Below are 15,472 nucleotides of genomic sequence, written 5' to 3' on the forward strand. Positions count from 1 at the left end.
CGCACGCAATAAACGCATCAGGGAAGAAGGAAGCGATTCATGGACCGTCTGATCTACACCGCGATGACTGGCGCAAGCCAGGCGCTCGAACAGCAAGCCGTCGTGGCGAACAACCTCGCGAACGCGTCGACCACGGGTTTCAAGGCGCAGCTCGCCGCGTTCCGCCAGGTGCCGATGTCGTTCGAGAACCAGTCCGCCGATGGCACGACGCGCACCTTCGTGCTGTCGTCCACGCCGAACGCGGACTACTCGGCGGGGCCGGTGCAGCAGACCGGCAATCCGCTCGATGTCGCGGTTCAGGGCCCCGGCTGGCTGTCCGTGCAGGCGGCGGACGGCAGCGAGGCGTACACGCGCGCGGGCAATCTGCACGTCGATCAGAACGGCCAGCTCGTCACGGCGAACAATCAGCCGGTGCTCGGCGGCGGCGGTCCGCTGTCGATTCCGCCGGGCGCGGAAGTGACGATCGGCCGCGACGGCACCATCTCCGCGCTGATTCCGGGCGACCCGCCGACGGCGATCGCGGTCGTGGATCAACTGAAGCTCGTGAATCCCGATCCGGCGACGCTCACGCGCGGCGACGATGGCCTCTTCCGGACCGCGACCGGCGACCCCGCCGATGCGGACCCGAACGTGGTCGTCGCCGGCGGCGCGCTCGAAGGTAGCAACGTGAATCCGGTCTCCGCGATGGTCTCGATGATCACCAACGCGCGGCAGTTCCAGATGCAGACCAAGCTGATGGAATCGGCGGACCAGAACGAACAGTCGGCCAACAAGCTGCTCAACTTCTCCTAAGCGGCGAGCGCAGGCTAAACAGGATACGAAAGAACATGAATCGCTCTCTCTACATCGCCGCGACCGGCATGAATGCGCAACAGGCGCAAATGGACGTGATCTCGAACAACCTCGCCAACGTGGGCACGAACGGCTTCAAGGGCTCGCGCGCGGTGTTCGAGGATCTGCTGTATCAGACCACGCGCCAGCCGGGTGCGAACTCGACGCAGCAAACCGAACTCGCATCGGGCGTGCAGCTCGGCACCGGCGTGCAACAGGTCGCGACCGAGCGCCTCTACACGCAGGGCAATCTCCAGCAGACCGGCAATTCGAAGGACGTCGCGATCAACGGCCAGGGCTTCTTCCAGGTGACGATGCCCGACGGCACGACCGCCTACACCCGCGACGGTTCGTTCCAGACCAACGCGCAAGGCCAGCTCGTCACGTCGAGCGGCTATCAGCTGAACCCGGCGATCACGATTCCGCAGAACGCGACGTCGATCACCATCGGTTCCGACGGCACGGTGTCCATCACGCAGCCGAGCAGCACGGCGAACACGACGGTCGGCGCGATCCAGCTCGCGACCTTCATCAACCCGGCCGGCCTCGAGGCGCGCGGTGAAAACCTGTTCTCCGAGACGGGCAGCTCGGGCGCGCCGAACGTGTCGCAGCCGGGCCTGAACGGCGCGGGCTCGCTCCAGCAGGGTTACGTGGAAGCGTCGAACGTGAACGTGGTGCAGGAACTCGTCAACATGATCCAGACGCAGCGCGCCTATGAGATCAACAGCAAGGCCGTGACCACGTCCGACCAGATGCTGCAGACGCTCTCGCAGATGCAGGTTTGAAGTAACGCTTAACCAGAGTCACCACGATGTCGCCTACTCAAATCCTCTCGCGTGCAACGACTGCCGCGCTCATTGCAGCGCTCGGCGCGTGCGGCCTCGTGCCGAAAGAGCCGATCGTCCAGCAGCCGATGACCGCGCGTCCGCCGCAGCCGCCCGTCGGCACGCGTTCGCCCGGCGCGATCTACAACGCGGGCTACGCGGGACGGCCGCTGTTCGAAGATCAGCGTCCGCGCAACGTGGGCGACATCCTGACCATCGTGATCTCGGAAAACGTCAACGCGACGAAGTCGTCGGCGGCGAACACCAACCGCGCCGGCAACGGCTCGTTCGCCGTGCCGACGACGCCGGCCCTCTTCGGCGGCCTCTTCAACAACACGAACCTGTCGGCCACCGGCGCGAACAAGTTCGCCGCGACGGGCGGCGCGAGCGCGGCCAATACGTTCAGCGGCACGCTCACGGTTACCGTCACGGACGTGCTGCCCAACGGCAACCTGATGGTGAGCGGCGAGAAGCAGATGCTCATCAACCAGGGCAACGAATTCGTGCGCTTCTCTGGCGTCGTCAATCCGACGACCATTTCGGGCACCAACACCGTGTTCTCCACGCAAGTCGCCGACGCGAAGATCGAATACTCGGCGAAGGGTTACATCGACGAAGCGCAGAACATGGGCTGGCTCCAGCGCTTCTTCCTCAACGTCGCGCCGTTCTGATCATGAATCCGTTTCTCCGTTTCGTTTCGTTCTCGCTCGCGGCCGCGCTCGTCGCGATCGGCTCCGCGCCGCATGCACACGCCGAGCGTCTGAAAGACCTCGTTTCGTTCCAGGGCGTGCGTGACAATCCGCTGATCGGTTACGGTCTCGTCGTCGGTCTCGACGGCACCGGCGACCAGACGATGCAGACCCCGTTCACGACGCAGTCGCTTACCAACATGCTCGGCAATCTCGGCATCACGGTGAACTCGGCGACTACGCAGAACATGCAGTTGAAGAACGTCGCCGCCGTGATGGTGACCGCGACGCTGCCGCCGTTCGCGCGCCCCGGCGAAGCGATCGACGTGACCGTGTCCTCGCTCGGCAACGCGAAAAGCCTGCGCGGCGGCACGCTGCTGATGTCGCCGCTGAAGGGCGCGGACGGCCAGGTGTACGCGATGGCGCAGGGCAACCTCGTCGTCGGCGGCGCAGGCGCGAGCGCGAACGGCAGCAAGGTGCAGGTGAACCAGCTCGCGGTCGGACGCATCTCGGCGGGCGCGATCGTCGAGCGCGCGGTGCCGTCGGCGTTGCAGCAGCAGGGCGGCGTCATGCAGATGGAACTGCGCGAGATGGACTTCGACACGACGCAGCGCATCGTCGCGGCGGTGAACAATCAGTTCGGCATGGGCACGGCGCTCGCGCTCGACGGCCGCACGATTCAGTTGCGCGCGCCGCAGGATGCGAGCGAGCAGGTGTCGTTCATGGCGCAGTTGCAGAACATCGACGTGCGTCCGGCGCAGGCCGCCGCGAAGGTGATCCTGAACGCGCGCACCGGCTCGATCGTGATGAACCAGATGGTCACGCTGCAGAACTGCGCGGTCGCGCACGGCAACCTTTCGGTGGTCATCAACACGAAGACGGCGGTGAGCCAGCCGGGCGCGTTCTCGAACGGGCAGACGGTGGCGGCGAAGGAATCGTCGATTCAACTGAAGCAGGACAGCGGCGCGCTCAAGATGCTGAACGCGGGCGCGAATCTCGCGGATGTCGTGAAGGCGCTCAACGCGCTCGGCGCGACGCCGGCGGATCTCATCTCGATCCTTCAGTCGATGAAGGCCGCGGGCGCGCTCCGCGCAGACCTCGAAATCATCTAAGGAACGAAAGCGCATGAACTCGAACACGTCCGGCATCGCCAGCACCGCGTTGGCATCGACCGATACGACGAGCGGCTTTTCGAGCCTGTCGAACCGTTTCGCGCTCGACACGCAGGGCTTCGACGCGCTGCGCGCGCAGGCCGGCGCGAATCCGCAGCAGGGACTCAAGGAAGCGGCGAAGCAATTCGACGCGGTCTTCACGCAGATGATGCTCAAGAGCATGCGCGACGCGACGCCTTCGGACAGCCCGTTCGAATCGAACGATACGAAGTCGTTCACGTCGATGCTCGATCAGCAACTCTCGCAGCAGATGTCGTCGAAGGGCATCGGCGTCGCGGACATGATGTTGAAACAGCTTATGCGCAACGCGGGCGGTCAGCCCGACGCGAGCGGCAAGGGCGGCGCAGGCGCGATGAACGCGATGCAGGCGCTCGGCGGCATGTCGGGCGGCAGCGGCGACCTCGAAGCGAACGCGGGCAACATCGCCGCGATGAACGCGATGGCGAAGGCGTACGCGGCGGCGCAGGCCAACAAGACAAGCGGGTCGCTCGCGGGCAAGGGCTACACGGCGGCGGATTCGCTCGAAGCGCCGGCGCGCGGCAACGGTTCGGACAAGGTCAACGCGTTCGTCGACCGCCTTGCGGTGCCGGCGCAGGCCGCGAGCGCGGCGACGGGCATTCCGGCGCGCTTCATCATCGGCCAGGCGGCGCTCGAATCGGGCTGGGGCAAGCGCGAGATCAAGAACGCGAACGGCTCGACGAGCCACAATATCTTTGGCATCAAGGCGTCGAGCAACTGGACCGGCAAGACTGTCGATTCGGTCACGACCGAATATGTCAACGGCAGGCCGCAAAAGGTCGTCGAGAAGTTCCGCGCCTACGATTCGTACGAGGAAGCGCTGACCGATTACGCGAGCGTCATCAAGAACAATCCGCGCTATGCGCCGGTGATTCAGGCATCGCGCGATGTCGCGGGCTTCGCGCACGGCATGCAGAAGGCGGGCTACGCGACCGACCCGCAGTACGCGAAGAAGCTCATCGCGATCATGCGTCAGATCGTCTGACGCAATCAGCCGATGTTTGCGGCCGTCTTCTTGCTGTAGAAGGCGTCGCATGCGCGAATTCCGGTGCGCGGACAGCGCGATTGTTCGGATCTTTTACGGCAGCAAACGTTTTACGTTCGTAGGGACGGCGCACCACATACATTTTTCGGTGGCCAACCCTAAACTTTCGAAGAAGTATGCCGCTAACCTGAATAATCGAAGTGCCGGACCGATTCTGGTTCGGATCGACGCGCGACGTTCGACGAATCGGGCGGCGCGAGCACAATGAACACGGCTAGCACCATGAACACCTATCTCAAGCATGACGTTGCCGACGACGACATCGCGCCGAACGTGGATTTCGGCCGGCGCAATCCGCTGGAAATCGGCGTGGCGCTGCGCAATCTCGCCAATCGCGGCGACTTTCTGACGGCGCAATATGGCGACGGGCAAATCGTCACGCGTTTGCTTGACGTCGATGTGACCGCGCATCGATTCACTTTCGACTGGGGCGGCGTGGCGGAGCAGAACCGCGGCGTGCTCGCCTCGCAGAAGCTCGTTTTCAACGCGGCGCCGGAAGGCGTGCGGGTGGAATTCACGACGCCGACGCCGCGTGAGACGGTGTTCGACGGACGCCCGGCGTTTGAAGTCGAGTTTCCGCCGGTGCTGTATTACATGCAGCGGCGCGAGTATTTCCGCGTCGAGGCGCCGGTGCTCGATCCTTATATCTGCACGGGCTCGCTGCCGGAAGGGGAGCGGTTTCGCTTCGAGGTGCATGATTTGTCGCTGGGCGGCGTTGCGTTGCGCACGACGGATGAGCGCGTTGCGAATCTCGAGATGGGCATCGTGATTCAGGATGCCGAGCTGCATTTCAGCGCTAATGGGAAGGTTACGCTGGATATGAAGCTTGTTTCGCATCGGGAATCGACGACGGCGAAGGGTGATTGTCGATATACCATCGGGTTCAAGTTTGTTTCGATGCCGGGGTCGGCGGAGAATACGCTGCAGCGGCTTATTACTCAGTTGGAGATGAAGCGGCGGTCGTTGGCGAAGTAGTTTTTTTCGCGGGCTCGCCGGATCCCGTGTTCGTGTCGGTCTATTAGCACTGCCCCTCCCCGGGGCGGGGGTCACTTTCTTTGCTGCTGCAAAGAAAGTAACCAAAGAAAGCAGCTTGTTTAAGCCCGCGGTCACACGCAGTTTGGCCATGCTTGCCAGCCCGCGGTGGCCCTCGCCTAAGTGTCGCCCCCAAAGGTCCATTCGGGCTTGGCTCGCGCACGGTCTGCCGCATCGCATCGCTTGCGTCACTGGTTCAGCACCAAATGGCTCCGGCCCGCTACGCGGCCGATGGGTCAATCGGGTTTGCGTGCGCACGCGTACTTGCTACGTTTCCATCTCACTGCATTCGCATCCCACTGGTTTCCCTTGCATACCCAACGGCAGCGCGTAGCGCTGTGCCGATGCTATCTCGTGCTGAACCAGCGGGCTTAATGTTATGGCTCGGCAGACCGTGCGCGAGCCAAGCCCGTTGGGGCCTATGAGGGCCACACTTAGGCGAGTGCCACGTGCGGCTGGCAAGCATGGCCAACGTGCGTGTGACCGCGGGCTTCAGCGAGCTGCTTTCTTTGGTTACTTTCTTTGCAGCAGCAAAGAAAGTGACTGCCGCCCCGCACAGGGGCAGTGCTAATAGACCACCGCGAAACCGGGATCCGGCAAAAAAACCAAAACCAAAGAAATAAGCCATAAAACTCCCGCTCTTCCAGCAATAGCCATTGCAGCCCCCCTCCGATAATGGCCCCATCGCGACAACCGTCCACAAAGCGCGCAAACGCTCAACTTCCCCGGCAATCGGCCGATATACAAAACAGCCATGCGGCAGCGCACGCTCAATCGCCGCCTCACCAGGATTCACGCATGTCCAATAACATCTTCAGCATTGGTCTTTCCGGTCTGAATGCGGCCCAGTGGGGCCTGACGACCACGGGACAGAACATCAGCAACGCCGCGACGCCGGGCTATACGCTCGAGAAGGTCTCGTATCAGGAGTCGTCCGGTCAGTTCACCGGCTCGGGTTATCTCGGCAACGGCGTTCAGGCCGTCACCGTCACGCGTCAGTACAGCCAGTACCTGACGACGCAAGTGAACAACACGCAGGCGTCGAGCAGCGCGGCGAGCACGTATTACTCGCTGATCTCGCAGCTGAACAACCTCGTCGGCGATCCGACCAAGGGCATCGCGCAAGGCATCACGAATTACTTTTCCGGCCTGCAGTCGGTGGCGAATTCCGCGAGCAGCACCGCCGCGCGCCAGTCGCTGATGAGCAGCGCGCAGACGCTCGCGGATCAGATCAACTCGGCCGGCCAGCAATACGACCAGTTGCGTCAGAGCGTCAACACGCAACTGACGAGCGCCGTCTCGCAGATCAACAGCTACTCGCAACAGATCGCCGATCTCAACAAGCAGATCAACATCGCCAGTGCAGGCGGACAGCAGCCGAACCAGTTGCTCGATCAGCGCGATCAGCTCGTCACGAACCTGAGCTCGATGATCGGCGTGCAGGTCGTGCAGCAGGACGGCAACTACAACGTGTTCATCGGCAACGGGCAGCCGCTCGTCGTCGGCAATACGCAATACGGGCTGCAAGCGGTGCCGTCGGCTTCCGATCCGAGCGAACTCGCGGTCGCGTTCAAGAGCCGCGACGGCACCACGCAAACCGCCGCAAACACGCAATACGTCGACAACTCGGCGCTCACGGGCGGCGTGGTCGGCGGGCTCATCGACTTTCGCACGCAGACGCTCGATCCGGCGCAGGCGCAACTCGGCGCCATCGCGACGAGCTTCGCCAGCCAGTTGAACGGTCAGAACGCGCTCGGCCTCGATCTAAACGGCCAGCCCGGCGGCAAGCTGTTCGCGACCGGCGAACCGAACATCATCGCCAACGCGCGCAACCAGGGTACCGGCACGCCGACGGCGACGATCGTCGATGGCACGCAGCCGCCCGCCAACGATTTCACCGTCACCTACGACGGCAGCAAGTACACGGTGACCGACCCGGCGACCGGCCAGCAACTCGGCTCGATCGATCCGGCGACGGAGACGCAGAAGACGATCAATGGCCTGAACATCGACGTGTCTTCGCTGACCGGCGTGCAGAAGGGCGACTCGTTCACGATCCAGCCGACACGCGCTTCGCTCGACAACTTCAAGCTCACGACGAGCAACGGCGCAGCGATCGCGGCGGCATCGCCCGCGGTGACGTCGGCGGCAAGCACGAACACGGGCACGGCGTCGATCTCGTCGGCGACGGTGACGAGCAACGCGATGTCGTCGGACATCAACCTGAAGTACAGCGCGGCGGCGAACGGCTTCACGTCGGACGTGGCGGTGACCGTCGGCGGGACCAGTTACGCCGTCGGCCAGACGATTCCCTACGATGCGACGAAGGGCCTGACGGTCTCGGCGAACGGCGTTTCCGCGACCATCAGCGGCACGCCGAAGGACGGCGACGCGTTCAAGATCGCGCAGAACAAGGGCGGCACGAGCGACGGCAGCAATGCGCTCGCGATGGCGAACCTGGTGTCGTCGAAGTCGCTCAACGGCGGCACCGAGACGCTGACGAGCTCGTACGCGGGCTACATCAACACGATCGGCAACACGACCAACCAGCTCAAGGCGACGAGCACGGCGCAGACCGCGCTCCTGACTCAAGCAACTTCGGCGCAGCAATCGGTGCAGGGCGTGAACCTGAACGAAGAAGCGGCCAACCTGATTCAGTATCAGCAGCTCTATCAAGCGAACAGCAAGGTGATTCAGACCGCCGCGACGCTGTTCCAGTCGCTGCTCGGCATGTTCAACTGAGGTTAAACGCGATGCGGATTTCCAGTTCCCAGTACTTCAACATGAACGTCGCTTCGATGAGCGACCAGCAGAGCACGCTCGCGTCGATGTATCAGCAGATCTCATCGGGCAAGCGCATTCTCACCGCGTCCGACGATCCGCTCGGCGCGGCGCAGGCGGTGCAGCTCACGTTGAAGAGCGGCGCGCTCGCGCAATACAGCACGAACCAGACGACCGCGCTGTCTTCGCTGCAGCAGGAAGACTCCACGTTGAGCAACGTGAGCAACGTGATCCAGAGCATCCAGACGCAGATCGTGCATGCGGGCGACGGTTCGCTCACCGATTCGGACCGCTCGGCGGTCGCGACGGCGATCCAGGGTTTGCGCGATCAGCTCTTCGGTCTTGCGAACACCACGGACAGCGACGGCAACTACATCTTCTCGGGGCTCAAGGGCGGCACGGCGCCGTTCTCGAACAATGCGTCGGGCACCGGCGCGAGCTATTCCGGCGACCAGGGACAGCGCACCGTGCAGATCAGCGAGGGGCGTTCGATTCCCGTCGGCGACACGGGCCAGTCGATCTTCCAGAGCGTATCGCCGATGGAAAGCGATCCGGTGTCGCGCGCGGCCGATACGAACACGGGCACGGCGACGATCAGCGCGGTGAGCGTGAGCGACACGAGCAATCCGGGCAACGCAAGCAAGTACACGATCTCGTTCTCGGTTTCGCAGACGGATGGATCGACGACCTATTCGATCACGTCGGATCCGGCGGACAACACGCTGCCGACGAACGTGGCCTACACGGGCAAGACGGACATCACGCTCGGCGGCCAGAAGGTGACGCTCGACGGCACGCCCGCGGACAAGGACTCGTTCACCGTGCAGCCGGCGGCGAGCGAAAACAACGACATCTTCGCGACGCTCGACACGCTCGTGAACGCGCTCAAGCAAACGACGGGATCGCCGAGCGCCGGGGCAGCGCTGACGAATGCGTTGACGACGGCGGGCACGAAGATCAACAACACGTTCAACAACGTGCTGTCGGCGCAGACGGTGGTGGGCGGACGCGAGCAGCAAGTGCAATCGACGCAGACCGCGATGCAGACGAGCCAGACGCAGACGGCGAGCGATATCGCCAATCTGACGAGCATCGATCTGGTGTCGTCGATCAGCCAGTATGAGTTGACGCAGAATTCGTTGCAGGCCGCGCAGATGGCTTTTTCGCAGATTCAGAAGATGTCGTTGTTTGATTACATCGGAAGTTGATGCGCTTTACTTCGGGCGCCGAACGGCCAGCTATGAACGGCGCCTGCGAAATGGGAGATTTCGCGTAGTCCCGTCGTGCGCCGTTAGACATGATGTTGCCGTGCGGCACCAGGGAATCTGCATATCGTCGATGCCTCCGGCTGCCGCGCAGTCACTGCCCTTCGGGGAACGCGACCTAAGGAGGCTGCGTGGTAACATCGGCTCGGCATGCTCTCGGGCGGGGCAGCAACTTCCAGAATTCCGGTCATCACAACGACATGAGCAACCATGAGCGCTTCAACGTCGTCTATGACGGCCCTGCACTCGCGGAACATCGAATGGATGTGCGCGATCTCGCGCCGGCGCTCGTGGCCATCGCCGATTTGTTCACGGCAGCGAACAAGGAGCTGAACGGCGATTCCGCCGATGTTCGCGTCGAAGTCAAGGGCAGCTTCAAGGCGGGGTCGTTCGAACTCGATCTCATCTTCGTGCAGCAACTGCTGACACAGATACGGGATATTTTTGCCGGGTCCAGTGCTTCCGCGATCTCCAACGCCTATACGATTCTCACCATCCTCGGGCTTATCGGGGGCGGTGGCGTCGTCGGACTTCAGCGCAAGCTGCGCGGACGCCGGCCGCATCGCATCGAACAGATCGGTGAAGTGTCACGCGTATGGATCACGGAAACTGAATCTGTCGAGGTCGAGGCCAGTGTCGTGCGTCTTTGGCGCAGTACGGTTGTGCGCGCCAGTTTGAGCAAGACCTTGTCGCCTCTCGAGCGCGAAGGCATTTCGAACTTCGGTATCGTGCGTGGCGAGCAAGTGGAACTCATCGTCGAAGACGACGAGCTTGCGTCGTTTGCCACATTCAACAATGACAGCGGTGAAGTCGTATCGGACTTCGTTGCAAGGAAAGTCTTGCTCGTAGAATCCGTCGTTTTCAAGGATGGAAACAAATGGCGCGTTCACGACGGCCAGTATCCGTTCTTTGCGGCACTTGATGACGAAGAGTTTCTGGCCAAAGTGAATGACGGCGAACGCTTCGGAAAAGGCGACGTTCTGGTTGTGGACGTTCGCCAGATACAGACGATCGAAGCGGGCACGCTAAAAACCGAGTACCGAATCGTCAAGGTTCATGAACACCGCGCGCCTCTGCAACAGACACTTCTCTGATTCGGCACGGGCGAGACGTGGCAGCATTCAAAGCCCCCCCACCACCCGCCCCACCTCCCCAATCCCCACATCGAAAATCCGCTGAAAAAACGGCATCAAATTAGGCACCATAAGCTGCAACAAGAGCAACCCGACGAGCATCGTCACCGGAAATCCAACCTGAAAAATCCCGATCTGCGGCGCCGCCCGATTGAGAATCCCGAGCGCGAGATTGGCGATCAACAGCGCCGCCACGATCGGCAACGCAAGCAGCAGTCCCGTCGAAAAGACACTGCCGCCATATCCCACAAGAACGCGCCACCCTTGCGCATGCGACGCCGCCGCAACGACGTTCGCCTCGATCGGCACGCTGTGAAACGTAGCGATAAGCGCGCTGATCAACTGCAAATGCCCATCGAACACGAGAAACGCGAGCATCGCGAGCGTGTTCAGATAGCGCGAAACGACCACCGCATTGCCGCCCGCGCGCGGATCGTAAAGCATCGCGAAACCAAGGCCCATCTGCTGGCCGATGAACTCGCCGGCCGCATCGACGGCGGCGAACGCGATCTGCATCACCATGCCGATGGCCGCGCCGATCAGAAACTGATTGACGATGATCCACACGCCCGCCGCGGAAAACACCGTCGCCTGCGGCATGGCGGGAAGCGTCGGCGCGACGATCAGCGAAATGAACGCGGCGACCGCAATCTTCACGCGCATCGGAATCGCCATGTGGCTCAGCACGGGCGCCGTGGCGATCAGCGCGAGGATGCGCACGAACGGCCATAGAAACGCCGTGAGCCAGCCGTTCAGTTGCGCATAGGTGACGGAGAACATCGAACGAAGCTCAGCCCGTGATCGCGGGCGTGATCGTGAAAACGTGACGCATGTAGTCGAGCAATGTCGACAGCATCCACGGACCCGCGATCACCAGCGTGACAGCCACGGCGATCAGCTTCGGAATGAACGACAGCGTCGATTCGTTGATCTGCGTCGCCGCCTGAAACAGGCTCACGACCAGACCGACGACGAGCGCGACCAGCAACAACGGCGCGGCGAGCAACAGGGCGACGTACATCGCCTGATGCGCCATCGTCATGACGGATTCGGGTGTCATGCGCGTCTCCTCAGGATACGAAGCTTTGAGCCAGCGAGCCGATCAGCAACTGCCAGCCATCGACGAGCACGAACAACATCAGCTTGAACGGCAGCGCGATAGTCGTCGGCGAAACCATCATCATGCCCATCGACATCAGCACGCTCGCCACCACCATGTCGATGATGAGAAACGGAATGAAGATCGTGAAGCCGATCTGGAAGCCCGTCTTCAGCTCGCTCGTGATGAACGACGGCACGAGCAGCGACAGCGGCACGTCCTCCGGTCCGTTCATCGGCGCGGCCTTCGAGATGCGTGCGAAGAGTGCGAGATCCGTTTCGCGCGTCTGCTTCAGCATGAATTGCTTGAAGGGCGCGACGCCGCGCGTCATCGCCTGATCCATCGCGATCTGGCCATCGGAGAAGGGCTTGTACGCGTCGGTGTAAGCGCGATCGAGCACGGGCGACATCACGAAGAACGAGAGAAACAGCGCGAGACCAACAAGCACCTGATTCGGCGGCGTGCTCGTCGTGCCGAGCGCCTGGCGCAATAGCGACAGCACGATGATGATGCGCGTGAAGCTCGTCATCATCAGGACCATCGCGGGGAGGAACGAGAGCATCGTCAGCAGCAGCATCGTCTGCACGCTGAGCGAATACGTGGTGCCGCCGTTCGGGCCGGGGCTCGTGTTGAAGGCCGGCAGACCGGCCGTGCTCTGCGCGAACGCGAGATACGGCATCAAGCCGAGGAAAACCGGCAGCGCGATCTTCACGCCACGCACGATATTGCGACTGACCTGCATTACTTGCTCCCGCCTGCGAACTCTTTCGATAGGCTGGATTGTCGGCCAGGCGATTGTCGAACGATGGCGCGAACAGAGGGGAAAACCCGCGCCAACTCGTTCTATTGCGAAGCGCCCGCCGTAAACGAACATCGGGCGTTCGATCCTTGCGGACCACGCCCGATGCATCGGTCAAACCGAACGAACTTACTTGACGAACTTCTGGAGCCGCTTGTTGGCTTCGCCTGCGAGGGCGTCGCGGAACTTCGCGCCGAAGCTGCCGGCCGACGACGGCGCCGTAACGCCCACGCCTTCCACTTCGGCCGATCCGGCGGGCATCGTGTGCAGGAGACGCACATTGCCGGGACCCGCGCCGAGCACGAGCCACGTATCGCCCACTTCGACGACCGCGACGCGTTCCTTGTTGCCGAGCGATGCGCCGCCCACCACCTTCACGAGACCGCCCCGCTTGCCGCCGTGAACGCCGAACTTGCGCGCAAGCCACGCGCAGCCGAATACGAAGCCGATGACGACGACGAGCCCGACGAGCGTCTGCAACACCGCGCCGAAGCCGAGCGACGGCACCGCCGTGCCCGCGCCGACGCCCGAGGCGATCTGCGCGGCGTGGTTCACCGCGTTCATGTCGGCGGCGACGGAAAGGAGAGGCGCCGAGCAGAGCAGCGCGACGGCCAGGCGTTTCATCGATTCAGCTTCCGGATACGTTCGGACGGCGTGATGATGTCGGTCAGGCGGATGCCGAACTTGTCGTTCACCACGACCACTTCGCCCTGCGCGATGAGGCAGCCGTTCACGAGCACGTCCATCGGCTCGCCGGCGAGGCCGTCGAGTTCCACGACCGAACCTTGCGCGAGTTGCAGCAGGTTGCGGATCGCGATCTTCGTGCGCCCGAGCTCCACCGTCATCTGCACGGGGATGTCGAGAATCATGTCGATGTCGTTGCGCGTCGAGGGCGCCGCCGCCTTCGACAGCGGCTGAAACACGCCCGCGCTCGCTGCCACCGGCGCATCGTTGCCGTTCTGCTCGGCGAGCGCGCTCGCCCAGTCGTCCAACAGGAGCTCGTCGCCTTTTTCCTGCGCGCCGGGCGCATCGTTCTGCATCAGATCACTCATATCCACCTTCCTTCATCGTGTCGCTTGCGCTGATCATCTTTTGCACGCGCAGCGCGTATTGACCATTGAACATTCCGTAGCCGCATTCCATGACCGGCACGCCATCCACTTTCGCGACGACCTGCTCCGGAATATCGATCGGCAGCACGTCGCCCGCGCGCATGTTGAGAATCTGTTCGAACGACGAGCGAATCTCGGCGAGATCCACCGTCAACTCCACTTCTGCCGACTGCACCTGCTGCGACAGCACGCGCACCCAGCGGCGGTCCACTTCGAGCGCTTCGCCCTGAATCGGCGAGGAGAGCACGTCGCGGATCGGCTCGATCATCGAGTACGGCATGCAGATGTGCAGCGTGCCGCCTGTCGAGCCGAATTCGATCGTGAACTGCGTCACGATGACGATCTCGTTCGGCGTCGCCACGTTGGCGAACTGCGTGTGCATCTCCGAGCGCATGTATTCGAACTGCAGCGGCTTCACGCTGCGCCACGACGTCGCGTAGTGCTCGAACACCAGATTCAGCAGCTTGCTGATGATGCGCTGCTCGGTCTGCGTGAACTCGCGGCCTTCGACGCGCGTGTGAAAGCGCCCGTCGCCGCCGAACAGGTTGTCGACCACGAAGAACACGAGGTTCGGGTCGAACACGAACAGCGACGTGCCGCGCAGGGGCTTCACATGGACCAGGTTGAGGTTGGTCGGGATCGGCAGGTTGCGCGTGAATTCGCTGTACTTCTGCACCTTCACCGGGCCGACGGAAATTTCCGCCGAGCGCCGCATGAAGTTGAAGATGCCCACGCGCATCAGGCGCGCGAAGCGGTCGTTAATGATTTCGAGGCCGGGCATCCGGCCCCGGACGATGCGTTCCTGCGTCGCGATGTTGTACGGACGTACACCGACTGGCTTTTTCTCGTCAGCTTCCTGATCGATTTCGCCGGTGACGCCCTTGAGGAGGGCATCGACCTCCTCCTGCGACATGAACTCTTCGTGGCCCATGACTCTTTACTCGCTGATGCGGCGTTACTGGACGACGAATTCGGTGAACAGCACCTCTTCGACCCGCACTGGCTTCTCGGCCGAGCTCGCCGCGGTTTCGACCGCTGCGCGCAGCTCGCCCGCGAGCTGTTTCTTGCCGTCGACGGTCGCGAGATCGTCGGGGCGTTTGCCGGAGAGCAGGAGCAGCACGCGGCTGCGGACTTCGGGCATGTGCTCGGTGACGAGCAACTGGACCTTTTCGTCCTTGAGCTTGAGCGTGAGGCCGGCGCGCAGATAGTGCATGGTGCCGTCGTCGGACTGGAGGTTCACCGTGAGCGATTCGAGCGGGAAGAACACGGGCGGCGGTTCCGGTGCGGGCTTGGCCGGGCCGTGATTCTTGCCGAGGAAAAAGTAAGCGCCGCCGGCTCCCGCGCCGAGGAGCACGATCGCGCCGACGGCGATGATCAGGATCTTTTTGAGCTTGCCGCTCTTTGCGGGAACGATGGGTTGCTGGTTTGCGGTCGTGGTAGCCATGAATGCGTGCCTCTTTCGATAGGGTGAATTGTTGGCTATCGCCGTGTAAAGCGATGGGTCGAACAGAGGGGGGATTTGGGGTTATTCCATCTGATTGCTTTTGTCTTTCGACTTGGGGGGCTTTGTTGGGTTAACGGGGGAATTTCGGGAAACTTGTATTCGTGGTGGTCTATTGGCACTGCCCCTGTGCGGGGCGGCAGTCACTTTCTTTGCTGCTGCAAAGAAAGT

General features: G+C 62.6%; 16 protein-coding genes. 9 read left to right on the forward strand and 7 right to left on the reverse strand.

What is annotated here, in order from left to right:
* Window positions 1–39: 39 nt before the first annotated feature.
* The 9 genes from flgF to PQR08_RS14310 all read left to right on the forward strand — a co-directional run bounded on the left by flgF (window position 40) and on the right by PQR08_RS14310 (window position 10,751).
* Complete coding sequence (gene flgF / locus PQR08_RS14270) at window positions 40–792, forward strand: flagellar basal-body rod protein FlgF (RefSeq protein ID WP_371880441.1); 753 nt, start codon at window positions 40–42, stop codon at window positions 790–792.
* Window positions 793–827: 35 nt separating this feature from the next.
* A complete protein-coding gene (gene flgG, locus PQR08_RS14275; RefSeq protein WP_035499290.1) occupies window positions 828–1,616 on the forward strand; it encodes a flagellar basal-body rod protein FlgG in 789 nt (262 codons plus the stop codon).
* Window positions 1,617–1,642: 26 nt separating this feature from the next.
* On the forward strand, window positions 1,643–2,326 hold the full coding sequence (locus PQR08_RS14280; protein WP_408161576.1) for a flagellar basal body L-ring protein FlgH: 684 nt from the start codon (window positions 1,643–1,645) through the stop codon (window positions 2,324–2,326).
* Between the two features lie 2 nt (window positions 2,327–2,328).
* The gene (locus PQR08_RS14285) at window positions 2,329–3,456 is read left to right on the forward strand and encodes a flagellar basal body P-ring protein FlgI (protein ID WP_187609647.1); all 1,128 of its coding nucleotides are present in this window, start codon (window positions 2,329–2,331) and stop codon (window positions 3,454–3,456) included.
* 13 nt (window positions 3,457–3,469) lie between these two features.
* Window positions 3,470–4,519: a flagellar assembly peptidoglycan hydrolase FlgJ gene (gene flgJ, locus PQR08_RS14290; protein WP_408161579.1), complete on the forward strand. Its 1,050-nt coding sequence runs from the start codon at window positions 3,470–3,472 to the stop codon at window positions 4,517–4,519.
* Window positions 4,520–4,801: 282 nt separating this feature from the next.
* Window positions 4,802–5,554, forward strand: coding sequence for a flagellar brake protein (locus PQR08_RS14295; protein WP_238209344.1), 753 nt, complete (start codon window positions 4,802–4,804; stop codon window positions 5,552–5,554).
* A gap of 855 nt (window positions 5,555–6,409) precedes the next feature.
* Complete coding sequence (gene flgK / locus PQR08_RS14300) at window positions 6,410–8,353, forward strand: flagellar hook-associated protein FlgK (protein ID WP_408161581.1); 1,944 nt, start codon at window positions 6,410–6,412, stop codon at window positions 8,351–8,353.
* Window positions 8,354–8,364: 11 nt separating this feature from the next.
* On the forward strand, window positions 8,365–9,600 hold the full coding sequence (gene flgL / locus PQR08_RS14305; RefSeq protein ID WP_187609643.1) for a flagellar hook-associated protein FlgL: 1,236 nt from the start codon (window positions 8,365–8,367) through the stop codon (window positions 9,598–9,600).
* Window positions 9,601–9,788: 188 nt separating this feature from the next.
* Complete coding sequence (locus PQR08_RS14310) at window positions 9,789–10,751, forward strand: LAPAL motif-containing putative phage structural protein (RefSeq protein WP_408161584.1); 963 nt, start codon at window positions 9,789–9,791, stop codon at window positions 10,749–10,751.
* Between the two features lie 27 nt (window positions 10,752–10,778).
* Here the strand turns inward: PQR08_RS14310 and fliR are convergent, their stop codons facing one another.
* The 7 genes from fliR to fliL all read right to left on the reverse strand — a co-directional run bounded on the left by fliR (window position 10,779) and on the right by fliL (window position 15,244).
* Entirely contained in the window at window positions 10,779–11,570 is a 792-nt protein-coding gene (fliR, locus tag PQR08_RS14315; RefSeq protein WP_035499279.1) for a flagellar biosynthetic protein FliR, read from the reverse strand.
* A 10-nt stretch (window positions 11,571–11,580) separates the two neighbouring features.
* On the reverse strand, window positions 11,581–11,850 hold the full coding sequence (gene fliQ, locus PQR08_RS14320) for a flagellar biosynthesis protein FliQ (RefSeq protein ID WP_008352562.1): 270 nt from the start codon (window positions 11,848–11,850) through the stop codon (window positions 11,581–11,583).
* Between the two features lie 10 nt (window positions 11,851–11,860).
* Window positions 11,861–12,631 (reverse strand): flagellar type III secretion system pore protein FliP, encoded by a 771-nt coding sequence (gene fliP, locus PQR08_RS14325; RefSeq protein WP_187609641.1) that lies wholly within the window; start codon window positions 12,629–12,631, stop codon window positions 11,861–11,863.
* Window positions 12,632–12,817: 186 nt separating this feature from the next.
* Window positions 12,818–13,312: a flagellar biosynthetic protein FliO gene (gene fliO, locus PQR08_RS14330; protein WP_035499277.1), complete on the reverse strand. Its 495-nt coding sequence runs from the start codon at window positions 13,310–13,312 to the stop codon at window positions 12,818–12,820.
* Entirely contained in the window at window positions 13,309–13,728 is a 420-nt protein-coding gene (gene fliN, locus PQR08_RS14335; protein ID WP_371881045.1) for a flagellar motor switch protein FliN, read from the reverse strand. The genes fliO and fliN overlap by 4 nt, the downstream gene beginning before the upstream one ends.
* Window positions 13,729–13,732: 4 nt before the next feature.
* On the reverse strand, window positions 13,733–14,731 hold the full coding sequence (fliM, locus tag PQR08_RS14340) for a flagellar motor switch protein FliM (RefSeq protein WP_035499274.1): 999 nt from the start codon (window positions 14,729–14,731) through the stop codon (window positions 13,733–13,735).
* 24 nt (window positions 14,732–14,755) lie between these two features.
* Window positions 14,756–15,244, reverse strand: a complete 489-nt coding sequence (fliL, locus tag PQR08_RS14345) for a flagellar basal body-associated protein FliL (protein ID WP_187609639.1) — start codon at window positions 15,242–15,244, stop codon at window positions 14,756–14,758.
* Window positions 15,245–15,472: the final 228 nt, after the last annotated feature.

Origin of the sequence: Caballeronia jiangsuensis (genome assembly GCF_046030135.1) — a bacterium.
GTDB classification, from domain to species: Bacteria; Pseudomonadota; Gammaproteobacteria; order Burkholderiales; family Burkholderiaceae; genus Caballeronia; species Caballeronia jiangsuensis.